Raw genomic sequence first — 12,917 nt, forward strand, 5'->3', positions numbered from 1 at the left:
TCAGACGCGGCCGAAGGCCACGCTGCTGGTCCAGATCTTCGCCTTCGCGACCGGTTTACCCGGCTTCGAGGCGTGCCACAGCATGTTGCCGCCGGCATAGATGCCGACGTGGTACACACCGCCGCCACCGCTGCGGAAGAACACGAGGTCGCCCGGCTTGGCGGCCTTGCGGCTGATGTGCTTGGTCGCGCTGTACTGCTGGCGCGACGTGCGGGGCAGCTTCTTGCCGGCCTTCTTGTACACGTAGCCGGTGTAGCCGGAGCAGTCGAAGCCGCGCGGGCTGGTGCCGCCGTAGCGGTACGGCGTGCCCTTGAGCTTGGCGGCCTCCCGGAGCACCTTGGCCCGGAACGTCCCGACGGAACCCGTGGACTTGCCGTAGGGACCGTAAAGCACCTTGTGCTTGGCGGCCCAGGTCAGCCGGCCCCAGGTCTTCTTGTCGGTGTAGCCGGTGGCCTTCAGACCCCAGGAGGTCTGGAACTTCTTCAGCACCCGGACGGTGCTCGAACCGAAGTAGCCGTCCGGACCCAGGTGCAGGGCCCGCTGGACGTACTTGACGGTCGTGCCCTTGTCGCCGTACCGGAGCAGGGGCTTGCTGGGGATGCTCCAGTACCCGCGCGGCACGGTGGTCGCGGTGGTGGAGCTGGTCGACGCCGAGGCGGCCGACGTGGTCGTCACGGACAGTGCGGCGCCGCCGCCGACAGCGAGGCCGACGGAAAGGACGGCCGCTGCGGCCCGGGGCGCACCCGGACGGGTGGTCTTGCGGTGCTTCGCCAGGGTCCGGCCCGTGGGCCGGTCGGTACTGGACTCAGCGGTCTGGCTGACGGCGCGCAGAAGCGACGTCCGTCGGGCAGTGACGGGCATGGTTGTCTCCCGACGCCTGCGAGGTTAGCTGTCGGGTTCGGGCTGGGATTCATAGCCCGGTCCGCTCCCGCGGACTTCACCCCAGGGTTCCGACCACTCACGGTCGAGACCCAACCTCCTGGGTCCCCCACCTCCGCCTTGGTTGTTCGAGGGGAGCACACGAGCCTGGCGGAGCTCGGCGTTGACTCGTGTGCGGTTCGTGTTGTTTACCGAACCGCCGACGACTGTATAACAGAAGGATCACGACGCAAACCCTCAGATCCACAGAGTTGTTCCGAAATGGGCCTGAGAGGGCTCCTGACGGCTCAATAAGCCGGGGTGAACACCAGGTGTCCTGAGCGCGTCTGAGCGGGGCGCAGGCGGCAAACGAGGGCTTCGGTGTGATCTGCACCACATTCGATGGTGGCCCTCTGTGACAACGAGCACAGAGGGTGGTCAGGGCATCCTAAAGTCCTTGCGCATTCAGCTACTTCCGAGCAGCTCGTGGAAGCGCTCCAGCCCCACGTTCCCGCCCGAGAGCACCACTCCGACGCGCTCCGGCAGCCCGTGGATCCGTCCGGCCAGCAGTGCTGCCAGCGCGCTCGCCCCGCTCGGCTCGAGCACGATCTTCAGCCGCTCGAACGCGAACGCCATCGCGGCCACGATCTCCTCGTCGCTGACCAGCTCGAACGCCTCGACCAGCCGCTTGTTCACTGCGAACGTGAGCTCGCCGGGCGCCGAGACCGCCTGCCCGTCCGCGATGGTCCGCGGAACGGCGATCTCGACCCGCTCGCCCGCCGCGAGCGACCGGACGTGGTCGTCGCCCGCGGTCGGTTCCACGCCGATCATCCGGATCCCGGGGGACATCAGCGTCGCCGCGGTTGCGCAGCCTGCCATCAGTCCACCGCCGCCGACCGGGACCAGCAGTGCGCCGAGATGCCCGACCTCCTCGATCAGCTCGAGTGCGACGGTGCCCTGCCCGGCCATCACGTCGGGGTGGTCGTACGGCGGGATCAGCGGCCGCCCCCGCTCCGCGGCCAGCTCGTGAGCCAGCGCGGTCCGATCCTGGGTGTACCGGTCGTACGTCACCACCTCGGCGCCGTACCCGCGGGTCGCGGCCAGCTTCGTCGGCGGGGCGTCCTCGGGCATCAGGATCACCGCCGACGTCCCGGCGAGGCGGGCCGCCAGTGCGACGGCCTGCGCGTGATTGCCCGACGAGTACGCCGCCACGCCCGTCGCGAGCTGCTCCGGGGAGAGCTTGCTGATCGCGTTGTACGCGCCGCGGAACTTGAACGCCCCGATCCGCTGGAAGTTCTCCGCCTTCAGGAACACCCGCGCCCCGACCAGCTCGTCGAGCGTCCGCGAGGTGAGGACCGGCGTCCGGTGCGCGACCCCGGCGAGGCGATCGGCCGCGGCCCTGACATCTGTGAGACTCAGCTCCGACATGGGGTGACGCTATACCGATGTCAAGATCGGCCGGAGCGCTCCGTACTGATGGTTGAGAGGCGCCCACACCGGGAGCCGCTGGTGAAGGAGACATCGTGAAGTACCTACTGGTCCTGAACGTCAACCCCGACGTGATCGCCACGCTGCCCGAGGAGGAGCAGCAGGCCATCGGCAGCGGGCATCAGAAGTTCATGGACACGATCAAGGCGTCCGGCGAGTTCCACAGCACGGTCGCGTTGCAGCAGCCGGCCCAGTCGGCGGTCGTCAGGGTCCGCAACGGGCTGCCGGCCGTCACCGACGGCCCGTTCGTGGAGTCGAAGGAGTTCCTCGGCGGCTACTACCTGGTCGACGTGGCGTCCCGCGAGCGTGCCTGCGAGCTGGCCGCGATGATCCCGGACGCCGGGATCGAAGGCCTCGGTGTCGAGGTCCGCGGCGTCGAGTTCGCGGACGGTCTCTGACCGCTCCGACGACGAAGGGGGTTCTCCACAGCCTGTGGAGAACCCCCTTGTTTTCTTGGGATATCAGTCCGTCTGGTCGTCGACGTTCGCCTCGGCAGCGTTCCGCTTGATCGAGTCGATCCCGTTCAGTGCGGCGGCCTTGGTGCCGTAGCTCTCGCTGCTGGTGGCGATGACCTCGCCGTTCCCGGCCTTCAAGCGGAACCGGAACTCACCGGACTTGTCCTTGTACAGCTCGAACTTCCCCGCCATCGGTGTACCTCCATAGAGAGTGGTATCGCTCCGCTTCGGAGCGTAGTCCTCCGGTGACGCAAACGGCAGGCACACACGCCCTACGCGAGGACGCCGCGGATGCCGCCGACGACCAGGTCGATGCCGACGGCGTAGTACTGCTCCTGGGACGGCGAGCAGATCAGTGAGCCGGCGGACGCGGTGATCAGCGGGTAGCGCTCGGGCGAGAGTGCGCCGAGCGAGGCACGCTTGCGGCGCAGTGACGCCTCACGGGCCACCGGGTCGCCGAACTCGCGGACGATGGGGTCGGTGGTGACCAGCGCGATCAGCGAGCAGATCGACTGCCGGCCGACCTCGGCCGCGTCGTCGACGGAGAATCCGCCCTCGACCAGCAGCTCCAGTGCCCGCTCCGCCAGGGCGAGGCCGGGCTCGGCGACCAGGATCCGGGCCAGCGTCAGGTCCGCGAGCCGCGGGTGCGCCCGCAAGGCCGTGACGAACGCGGTCAGCAGCGCGTGCAGCTGCCGGTCCCACGGCTCGTCGGTCGGCTCCGGCAGCACGATGTCCGCGAGCAGCCGGTCGCCCAGCGCCGCGAGCAGGTCGTCCTTGTCCTTGAAGTGCCGGTAGAGCGCCATCGGGGTGACGTCGTGCTGCGCGGCCAGCTTCCGGAACGAGATCGCGGCCGGTCCCTCGTCGTCCGCGATGGCCAGCGCGGTGTCGACGATCTTGTCCGGGTCGAGGCGTTCTTTGGTGATCACGTTGACAAGTTTACACCGTAGACCTAATGTCTACTCCGTAAGCTTACGCCGTATACATACGGTGTAGACAACACAGGGTAGACCTGACTTAGTGAATGAGGTACGGCGATGCGACGCAGTCCTTGGGCCACCCTGGCGGTGCTGGCCCTCGCGCAGTTCATCGTGGTGCTCGACGTGACGATCGTGAATGTCGCGCTGCCCCACATCCAGGCGGACCTGAACTTCTCCGCCGACTCCCTGCAATGGGTGATCAACGCCTACACGCTGCTCTTCGGCGGCTTCCTGCTGCTCGGCGGGCGGATGGCCGACCTGCTCGGGCCGCGCCGCGTGTTCACCGCGGGCCTGGTGCTGTTCGGCGTCACGTCGTTGGTCGCCGGGCTGTCCAACTCGCCGGAGTTCCTGATCGGCGCCCGCGCTGTGCAAGGCCTCGGCGGTGCTCTGCTCTCTCCGGCGGCGCTCGCCATCCTGACGATGACCTTCGCCCATGGACGTGAGCGCAACATCGCGATGGGCGTCTGGGGCGGTCTCGCCGGCCTGGGCGGGACCCTCGGGGTGGTCGCGGGCGGCGTCCTCGTCGATTCGCTGAGTTGGCAGTGGGTGTTCTTCGTCAACGTGCCGATCGTGATCGCACTGGTCGCCCTGATCCCAGTGTTCGTCCGCGACGTGCGGCACGCGACGGGTCGCCGTACCTTCGACACGCTGGGCGCGGTCCTGGGCACCGCCGGCCTGATGGCCGTTGTCTACGGTGTGGTGCGCTCGGAGCCTTCCGGGTGGGGTTCGTTCGAGGTCGTCGGCGTACTGACGGCCGGCGTGGTCCTGCTGGCGGCGTTCGTGATCGTGGAGTCCCGGTCGGCAGCGCCGCTCGTCCCGTTGCGGTTGTTCCGGTCGCGGGCGTTGAGCGTGTCCGGTGCGTCGCTGGCGCTGAACGGCGCCGGGTTCCTGTCGATGTTCTTCCTGACTGCTATCTACCTGCAGCAGGTCCGCGGGGACAGTGCGCTCGACGCGGGGATACACTTCCTGCCGATGGGCGGCGCGGCGATCGTCGGCGCGGTCCTCGCCTCGCAGCTGGTGCAGCGGTGGGGAACGCGGACGGTTCAGGTCGCCGGTGCGGTGCTCAGCGTCGCCGGGCTGCTTCTGCTGTCGCAGGCCGACGCGACCGGTAGCTACAGCTCCGAGCTGCTGCCCGGTCTGATCATCTTCGGGTTCGGCATCATCGGTGTCGGCGTACCGGGGCAGATCAGCGCGGTGTCCGAGGTCCGTCCCGCCGAGGCCGGTGCGGCGTCGGGTGTCGTCAACGCGATGTACCAGGTCGGCGGTGCGCTCGGTCTGGCGATCGTCACCACGCTGTCGATCACGCACACCACCAACGAGCTGACCCACGGCGCGACCCAGCTCCAGGCGCTGCAGTCCGGGTACGAGCGCGGTCTGCTCGCGGCCGCCGCCTTCGCCGTCGCCAACATCCTGCTGACCTTCGCCGCCCCGCAACTCCAGCCCACGTCCGAGCAGCTCACCGAAGCCACCGCCGCCGCATAAGTTGCTGCCAGCAACGTCCGGCCGATCTAGGCTGCACCCCATGCGCCCTCTGATCTGGCCGGACTGCCGCAACACCCGCGACCTCGGCGGCCTCCCGACGGCAAGCGGTGAGTTGCTCTCCGGGCGACTGGTGCGCAGTGACAACCTCGACCAGCTGACTCCCGCCGGCCTCGCCGCCGTCGAGGCCGCCGGGGTCAGCAGGTTCGTCGATCTGCGGAGCGCGTGGGAATGCGAGGCGTTCCGGTCGCCGTACGCCGCCGACCCGCGCTGGCGGAATGCCTCGCTGTGGGATCCCGCCGATGCGGACGTGTCGGAGCTGGGACCGTTCGAGCAGTACCGGATTCTCGTCGACGATTTCGGCGGCCGCATCGCGTCGGCGATGACGGCGATCGTGGAGGCGCCGCCGGGGTGCGTGGTGGTGCATTGCCATGCCGGGAAGGACCGGACCGGAGTCATCGTCGCGTTGCTGCTCGATCTGGTTGGTGTGCCGCGCGAGATGATTGCCGCCGACTACGAAGCTTCTGTTGCGTCCCGCAACGTCATTGTCGGATTGCTGTCGCATCTGGACGATCGGTACGGCGGAACGTCGGCTTATCTCCTGCAGGCCGGGATGACTGCTGGACAACTGGGTGAGTTACGTAGTCGCCTGACCGGGTGATCCCTGATGTGTGCGCGGCCCACTGAGCTGAAGGCTTGGGGGACCGGACGGACACATGAGGAGATCAGGATGCTGGTGGCATTGGTGACAGCTGCGGCGATGGCCGTGGTTCCTGCGGTGAACTCGCCGCAGGAGTTGCAGCAGGGCCTCGACGGCGTTGTCGCGATCGGCGCGCTCGCCGAGGTGCGGGACGGCGGGCAGGTCTGGCGGGGCAGCAGCGGAGTTGCGGAACTGGGCAGTTCGCGGAAAGTCCCGGTCGCGGGGCGGTTCCGGGCCGGCAGTATCACGAAGACGTTCGTCGCCACGGTCGTGCTGCAACTCGTCGCCGAGCAGCGGATCCGGCTCGACGACTCGGTGGAGCGCTGGTTGCCGGGCGTCGTCCCGAACGGCGCGAACATCACGGTGCGCCAGTTGCTCAACCACACCAGCGGTTTGTACGACTTCAAGGACACGCTGCCGATGCCGCCGAGCCCGGCCTTCTACGCGCTCCAGTACCGGACCTGGACCGCGGCCGAGCAGATCGAGCGGGCGCTCGCGCAGCCGCCGGTGTTCGACACGCCGGGCTCGCGGTACGACTACTCGAACACGAACTACCTGCTCGTCGGCGAGATCATCGAGAAGGTCACCGGCCGGACGTATGCCGAGGAGATCGAGCAGCGGCTGATCCGCCCGCTCGGGCTGCACGGTACGACGCTGCCCGGGACGTCGCCGTACATCAAGGGACCGCACCCGCACGGCTACGTGCCCAAGGACGGCGGGCTGGTCGACTTCACCGAACTGAACCCGACGCTGTTCGGTGCCGCCGGCGACATGATCTCCACGACCCGCGACCTGAACCGGTTCTTCGCCGCGCTGCTCGGTGGGCAGCTGCTCCCGGCCCGGCTGCTCGACGCGATGAAGACGCCCGGCACTCCGGACAGCCGGTACGGCCTGGGGCTGTCTTGGCACGACACCGCCTGCAAGGTGCGGGTGTACGGCAACGACGGCGACGCCCTCGCGTACCAGGCCTACTCGTTCGCGACCGAGGACGCCCGGCGGCAGGTCACGGTTGCCGTCACCCCGCACCTCCCGGACAACCCGGACGCGTCCGTCGACGCGTTCGTCGACCGGGTGATCTGCCGGGAAACCGGTCACCCGATGTGACATTGTCCGCGTTGCGGTTTGGTGATCCTGGGAAACGGCGACACTGGTATGGATGCCTTGTTGCCATCTCCCGAAGGGGTCCGGGACCTTGGAACTCGCCATGCTCGGTGCCGACGACTGGCCCATCGCCCGGGAGGTGCGCCTCCGGGCCCTGAAGGATTCACCGTCGGCGTACATCGCCGACTACGAGGTCGAGGTGACCGTCGGTGAGGACGGCTGGCGCGAGCGCTTCACCCGGATGCGATGGGTCGTCGCCCGCGACGAGGCGCGGATCATCGCCCTGGCCAGCTCGGTGCGGGTGCTGGACCGGCCGGCGTGCGAACGGCATATCGAGTCGGTTTGGGTCGATCCGCGCTACCGCCGGACCGGCGTACTGCGGGCCGTCCTCGCCGAGCTCGCGGCGATCGAACCCGACGTCACCGAGTGGCGGGTGTGGGTGCTGGACACGAACGCGGTCGCACGCCAGGTGTACGACCGGCTCGGGTTCAGCCCCACCGGCGAACGTCAGTTACTGGAAGACCACTCCGGCCGGTGCGAGATCCGTCTCCGATTCTGTCGGTAGGCCGTAGCCGCAGGACATCCAGTTCGACAGGCCGAGGTGGCGCAGGGCCTCCTGCTTGCTCAGCCGGGCCGGGAGGTTGCCGAGCATCTTCTGCCACAGCTCCTCGTCCTCCTGCCAGCTCTCGATGAACTCCACACACAGCTTCGAGGAGATCTTCAGGGCCCAGGTCTTCGCGGTTTCCAGCGACTTCTCGATGCGGCGGTACTCGATGTCGTCGAACGAGGACTTCGCGGCCCGGACGTCGGCGAGCGTCTCGGTGATCGTCTTCAGCCGGACGGTTTTGAAGTAGTCCCAGTACGACGGCTCCATGGCGATCCGCAGCTGCTCCTCGAAGGTCGAGCCCGACTGGCCCTCGAACGCCGCGTACAGCCCCTCGGCCAGCAGGTCGCCGAACTCCTCCCGGGCCGCCCGGTCCGGATCCGCGAACGGGTCGTACTCCAGCTGCCGGACCTCGCCGATCTTCGGTATCGCCCGCCGGGCCGCGTGCCGGGCGAAGAAGAACCAGTCCTCGTTGTAGATGTCGGCGAAGAAGGACAGCTCCGGGCGTTGCAGGTCCACACCGAGGACCGCACCGCTGACGAACACGTCCTGCGACCCGACCAGGCGGCGTGCGTGGCACACCACCGAGTTGTCCGGGAAGTCCCAGCTGACCATCGAGGCGACCGGGTGCCGGTCCAGGTAGCCGGTGAGGCGCCGGACGTCCCGCGCCTTGAGCTGCCTGATGTCGTCGTCGACGAACAGGATCTTGTTCCAGCCGCGCAGCCGACCGAGCAACAGGCCGATGTTGCGTTTCGCGCTGAGATCGCTCGCGCGGCCGGCCGAGGCGTTCTGGAACTTCTCGGCGGAGGTCTTCGGGGCCGGACACGGGGGCCGGAAGCCCTGGGGGACGTCGATGACGAGCGCCTGGGCACCGAAGGTGTCCTTCACCCGCTGGACGACCTGCCCGACTTGTGCGCTGTGACTGCAGAGGACGACGAGTGGTACGCCCAGCTCGGCGGACAGCGTGATGACGCTCTGCAGCTCCGACGCCGGCCGCGCGGCCGGTACGACGATCGCGTCCAGGCGCGTGTTCGCGGAAGCTGCTACCGGTGCGGATCCGTCGAAGAGCAGGCCCGCGTGGGACGCCTTGATCTGTCTGGTGCGACGGCTCATGCGTCCTCGTCCTCCGGCGACCACTCGAAGAGACGGTTGTCCTCGATCTCGAGGTCGGGGGTGACGGCCTCGCCGTTGATGACCGGCACCCGCATCAGCAGGCCGTACACGCCGCCGGGGAATCTGTTGGCGAGGTAGATCTCGTTGCGTTCCCGGACGGCGTCGTCGGTCAGCATCCGGACCGCGCCCAGCACACCGCGGCTGTAGACGCCGTTGCAGATCGTGATGGTCCGGCTGTGGTTGAACGGGTTGGGCAGCCGCGCGAACAGCGCGACGTCCTCGACCAGCTCCCGGGGAGTGTCGCCCTTCCAGGCGTCCTGCGCCTGCTCCGCCTCGAGCTCGGCCTTGCTCGGCGCGTCGTCCTCCGCGGCGCCCTTGCGCTCCTCCCAGAGCGGCCGGTACTCACGACCGTCGCGTGACCGGAAGATCTCACCGTCGGCCAGGTCCGGGACCGACATCTGCCGGATCGGCAGGTTGTCGAGGACCCGCAGCAGCCGGCTGGTGACCCGGTTCCAGGCGATCCCGCCGATCAGGATCAGATGGCCGGACATGTGGTCGGCGCTCACCTCGGACGGCAGCCGGTGCCGCACCCGGAGCTCCGGGTTGGAGGCGCGCACATGCCCCCACATCTCGATCAGCGCGTCGAGGTCGGCGTACTTGTACAACCGGGTGTGGTTCGGGTTGTCCTCGTCCGCGAGCGGCGAACGGCCGAGCTCCGGCACCTCCGGGCAGATCAGCGTGATCCGGCCCGACTCGAAGTCGAAGGTGTACGAGCTGTTGGACGACGACGAACCGCTCTGCTGGTGGCGCACGTCGTCCCGCAGCGTCATCAGCTCCCGCTGCAGGCTGCTGAAGCGCTCGCGCTCGGCCGGGCTCAGGTCCTGCTCGCGCGGCAGCCGCTCGAGGGTCGGGGACATCGCGAAGAACAGTGCGTACGACCGCAGCCGGTCCTCGGGGGGAAGTTTCGGGTTGCTCTGCGACTCCCACGAGCTGATCGTCGCCACCGCGACCCGGACGTCGGCGCTGAGCGCCTGCGACACGTCCTTCTGGGTCAGTCCCGCGGTTTCCCGGAGGTCCCGGAGTCGCCTGGCGAGTCGTACGGCCTCTGGAGAGGGGGCCACTGTCACTCCCGAAAATGGTCGACCAACTGCGGGGGCGGCGGATCGGCCGATCCGGTACCCCGCTCTACCTGACTCCACCGAGCCCGCTGTACTCCGCGCCGCCGGGGGTCACCCGATGGCGTTGTCGCCGTAGGACTGGGGGCTCTCTGGTACGGCTCCGATCGCCATTGCTCCTGACAAACTGGCGATTGACCGCAGTTACACCGTGGATCTACCGTAATACTGAAGTCGACCTGAAGCCAACTGAAACCACGCGACGCGCGGAGAACATCGGCAGCCGACCTGATCGCCACAACGGTTGGACGGCTTCGATGCGTCTACCAAATATGACCTTCATCAGGCGCTGTGCGCTCGTACTCGCGCTTCTCGTGCTGCCGGCGTGCGGGAACCAGGTGGCGCCGACTGCTGCGCCGAGCCGTGCAACGCCGGCACCGGTTCGCTCCGTGGATCCGACGCAAATACCGCAAGGTCCTCCGCCCCCGGCATTCCTCGACCGTGCGCGTGTGGTCACGGAAGCCGTCCGCGCCGCGGGCATCCCGCCGTCTCCCGATGGCATCTTCCTGTACACATCCCGCACACCAGGCCTCATGTTCGACACCACCGAGCAGAAGGCCGCGTGGGGCGCCGGGTACGTCACCATCGCGCCAGGCGTGAAACTCGGATCAGCCGGCACCGTCCGCGTCGATTTCGGCGACGGGTCGAATGTCTCGGCGACCGTTCTCGATCCGCGGCGCGCACTGACCGAAGCGATCGGGACGCCGTACGACAACTGCGGTCACCTCGCCGTACCGGCGTCGACGTGCAAGCTCACAATCAGCGCCGGCTCCTTGAAAACAGCCGCAGTGGACACGAGCAGAGGCCGCGCGACCGTCCCCGCGTGGTCGTTCACCGTCCGAGGCTTGTCGAGACCGATCGTCGCCGTGGCAATCTCTCAGGACGTCCTCAAGCCTCTCGCCGAACCCACCCCACCACCCGGCCTCGCCGAGCCCGACCGCGACGGTCCTGTCGTCGGCAGACTCACCCGGGTCGAAGGCAACACCATCGCCTTCACTCTCCACCACGGCGCCTGCGACACCAACCTCCGGGCCCACGCCATCGAGTACGACGACATGGTGCTCATCGGCGGGTCCCGCACCACGAAACCGGTCGCCTGCCGAGCCGTAGGCATCAGCACACCAACCACACTCACCCTGACCCAGCCGCTGGGCAACCGTCCCGTCATCAACGCCACCACAGGCACGCGACTCACCTTCTACCCGCACCTCAAGTAGCCCCTGTCTCAGCCAAGCGAAGCCTGACCGGGTTTGCCGGTCTTGCTTTTCGGTTGCCGGGTGCTGAGGATTGTTCGTATGACGTCCGAGCCAGGCTCGGCCGCGGTATCGGGGCAGGATTCAGTAGTACTCGCCAGTTTTGGCAGCTACCGTCGAGCCGAGCACATGGTGGCGTCGCTTGGTGGGGGATTTCGCAGGAAGACTCGCAAGGGCGACGCTCGCGTTGCTGTGGTCCGCGGCAACGCTGACGGATCTCTGGTGGTCACGGATTCGCGGGTGCTGGAGGCCGGTGATTTCACGGCCGGTCTGATGCGCATCTCGCTGGCTTGGGTGATCGGCTTCCTGGGCCTGTTCTCGATGTTCACGGGCGGCAGGCGCGGAGTGCGCGATGCCAGGGAGCGTAAAGGGCGCGTCGGGTCGGAGGATCACCGGGCCCACGAGATCCTCGCCGACGCCGGCCCGCATGCGGCCGTGGTCCTCGTGCGCTGCAAAGACCAGAAGACGCGGCAGTCGGTCGCGTCGGCCGCGGCCGACAACGCGAAAGCCAGTTGGGACGGCACGCTCGCCGAGTTCCTCGCCGCCCTTGATCCCGGTCCCGCCCACGACTGGGTGCGTGAGGCTGTCGGCGAGCCATCCCACCCGAAGAGCTAGCCGGGCAGCTCGATCAATCGTCGGCGCGGTCAGCCGCAGACGGCAATCTGCACACACCGACGACGCGCAACCCTCCCAAGAGCTCCGCAGCCAGGCCAGGAGCTGATCGCCGGGCAGTCCCTCTGTGGCACTCAGGGCGGGGTGACAACGACCTTGCCGAGGGCGCTGCCCTCGCCGACGTACGCGAGGGCTTGCGGCACCTCGTCAAGCGCGAAGGTGCGGTCGATGTGGATGCTCACGTCACCGGCGACGCACAGGTCGGCCAGCGGCTCGAAGTAACGGGGACCCTCCTTGACGACGAGCACCCCGAGCCGGCGGCCGGTGACTCGCCCGGCGGCGACGCCGATCGTGAGCACCCGCAGCAGCGCGCGGACGGATCCTCCTACGCACCGGTACCGGCCGCCCGGAGCGAGCGCTCGACGATAGTCGAACACCGACCGGTGAGCGACGAGATCCAGTATGAGGTCGTACGGCTGGTGCTCGCGGGTGAAATCCTCGCGGCGGTAGTCGATCACTTCGTCGGCGCCGAGTGCCCTCATGAACTCGAGCTTGCCGCTGTTGTCGACACCGGTCACGTGAGCACCGAGGCGCTTGGCCAGCTGGATGGCGAAGGAACCCGACCCTCCACCACCGCCGTTGATCAGTACCCGACGCCCCTTCGCGGCACCCACCGTGCCCTGCACAGCGATCGCGCCGGCCTGCGGAATCGTCGATGCCTCGGCGAACGTCAGCCCGCCAGGCTTGGGGGCGAGTGACGAAGCGGAGGCGACGGCGTACTGGGCGAAGCCGCCCATGAGTTGGAGATTGTCGCCGTAGACCTCGTCACCTGGCTGGAACCGAGTGACGCCGGTGCCGACGGCCTCGACCCAGCCGGCGATGTCCGAGCCGAGCGTCGGGCGTCTCGGCGCGCGCAGTCCACCCAGCCGCGCGTAGAACGGCGATCCACGAAGGCCCTCCCAATCACTGAGATTGACCGACGTCGCCGCGACCTTCACCAGCACCTGCCCAGCGGCGGGCGATGGCATCGTGACGTCCTCGACCCGCAATTCGTCGGGGCGCCCGTATCTCTCGTAGATGACAGCCTTCATGTCCCCTCCAC

General features: G+C 68.2%; 14 protein-coding genes and 1 riboswitch. Of the genes, 7 read left to right on the top strand and 7 right to left on the bottom strand.

Annotation, left to right across the window (positions count from 1 at the left end):
* Together AB0L64_RS04975 and AB0L64_RS04980 are read right to left on the bottom strand one after the other, a co-directional pair.
* On the bottom strand, positions 1-861 hold the full coding sequence (locus AB0L64_RS04975) for an NlpC/P60 family protein (RefSeq protein ID WP_363707789.1): 861 nt from the start codon (positions 859-861) through the stop codon (positions 1-3).
* A riboswitch (cyclic di-AMP (ydaO/yuaA leader) is annotated at positions 861-1,052 on the bottom strand. Its footprint overlaps the gene before it by 1 nt.
* 271 nt (positions 1,053-1,323) lie before the next feature.
* Positions 1,324-2,286 (bottom strand): pyridoxal-phosphate dependent enzyme, encoded by a 963-nt coding sequence (locus AB0L64_RS04980; protein ID WP_363707791.1) that lies wholly within the window; start codon positions 2,284-2,286, stop codon positions 1,324-1,326.
* Positions 2,287-2,381: 95 nt separating this feature from the next.
* Between AB0L64_RS04980 and AB0L64_RS04985 the strand changes: the two genes are divergently transcribed.
* Positions 2,382-2,744: a YciI family protein gene (locus AB0L64_RS04985; RefSeq protein WP_363707793.1), complete on the top strand. Its 363-nt coding sequence runs from the start codon at positions 2,382-2,384 to the stop codon at positions 2,742-2,744.
* Positions 2,745-2,807: 63 nt separating this feature from the next.
* On the opposite strand, the gene AB0L64_RS04990 is transcribed toward AB0L64_RS04985, so the two are convergent.
* Together AB0L64_RS04990 and AB0L64_RS04995 are read right to left on the bottom strand one after the other, a co-directional pair.
* The gene (locus tag AB0L64_RS04990; protein ID WP_355699751.1) at positions 2,808-2,993 is read right to left on the bottom strand and encodes a YegP family protein; all 186 of its coding nucleotides are present in this window, start codon (positions 2,991-2,993) and stop codon (positions 2,808-2,810) included.
* Positions 2,994-3,073: 80 nt separating this feature from the next.
* Positions 3,074-3,727, bottom strand: a complete 654-nt coding sequence (locus AB0L64_RS04995; RefSeq protein ID WP_363707795.1) for a TetR/AcrR family transcriptional regulator — start codon at positions 3,725-3,727, stop codon at positions 3,074-3,076.
* 108 nt (positions 3,728-3,835) lie between these two features.
* Here AB0L64_RS04995 and AB0L64_RS05000 point away from each other — a divergent pair, with 108 nt between their 5' ends.
* From AB0L64_RS05000 to AB0L64_RS05015, 4 genes are all read left to right on the top strand, one after another.
* Positions 3,836-5,260 (top strand): MFS transporter, encoded by a 1,425-nt coding sequence (locus AB0L64_RS05000; RefSeq protein WP_363707797.1) that lies wholly within the window; start codon positions 3,836-3,838, stop codon positions 5,258-5,260.
* 40 nt (positions 5,261-5,300) lie between these two features.
* The gene (locus tag AB0L64_RS05005) at positions 5,301-5,918 is read left to right on the top strand and encodes a tyrosine-protein phosphatase (protein ID WP_363707799.1); all 618 of its coding nucleotides are present in this window, start codon (positions 5,301-5,303) and stop codon (positions 5,916-5,918) included.
* A gap of 69 nt (positions 5,919-5,987) precedes the next feature.
* On the top strand, positions 5,988-7,061 hold the full coding sequence (locus tag AB0L64_RS05010) for a serine hydrolase domain-containing protein (protein WP_363707801.1): 1,074 nt from the start codon (positions 5,988-5,990) through the stop codon (positions 7,059-7,061).
* 88 nt (positions 7,062-7,149) lie between these two features.
* Positions 7,150-7,623, top strand: a complete 474-nt coding sequence (locus AB0L64_RS05015; RefSeq protein WP_363707803.1) for a GNAT family N-acetyltransferase — start codon at positions 7,150-7,152, stop codon at positions 7,621-7,623.
* On the opposite strand, the gene AB0L64_RS05020 is transcribed toward AB0L64_RS05015, so the two are convergent.
* Positions 7,570-8,775, bottom strand: coding sequence for a hypothetical protein (locus AB0L64_RS05020; protein WP_363707805.1), 1,206 nt, complete (start codon positions 8,773-8,775; stop codon positions 7,570-7,572). The genes AB0L64_RS05015 and AB0L64_RS05020 overlap by 54 nt on opposite strands.
* Positions 8,772-9,896 (bottom strand): helix-turn-helix domain-containing protein, encoded by a 1,125-nt coding sequence (locus AB0L64_RS05025; RefSeq protein WP_363707807.1) that lies wholly within the window; start codon positions 9,894-9,896, stop codon positions 8,772-8,774. Before AB0L64_RS05025 ends, AB0L64_RS05020 begins: the two co-directional genes overlap by 4 nt.
* A 503-nt stretch (positions 9,897-10,399) precedes the next feature.
* Between AB0L64_RS05025 and AB0L64_RS05030 the strand changes: the two genes are divergently transcribed.
* Complete coding sequence (locus tag AB0L64_RS05030) at positions 10,400-11,167, top strand: hypothetical protein (RefSeq protein ID WP_363707809.1); 768 nt, start codon at positions 10,400-10,402, stop codon at positions 11,165-11,167.
* A gap of 78 nt (positions 11,168-11,245) precedes the next feature.
* A complete protein-coding gene (locus AB0L64_RS05035) occupies positions 11,246-11,818 on the top strand; it encodes a hypothetical protein (protein WP_363707811.1) in 573 nt (190 codons plus the stop codon).
* 131 nt (positions 11,819-11,949) lie between these two features.
* On the opposite strand, the gene AB0L64_RS05040 is transcribed toward AB0L64_RS05035, so the two are convergent.
* Positions 11,950-12,906, bottom strand: coding sequence for an NAD(P)-dependent alcohol dehydrogenase (locus AB0L64_RS05040; RefSeq protein WP_363707813.1), 957 nt, complete (start codon positions 12,904-12,906; stop codon positions 11,950-11,952).
* Between the last annotated feature and the right edge of the window lie 11 nt (positions 12,907-12,917).

It is taken from the genome of Kribbella sp. NPDC051936 (genome assembly GCF_040680955.1).
Lineage (GTDB): Bacteria > Actinomycetota > Actinomycetes > Propionibacteriales > Kribbellaceae > Kribbella.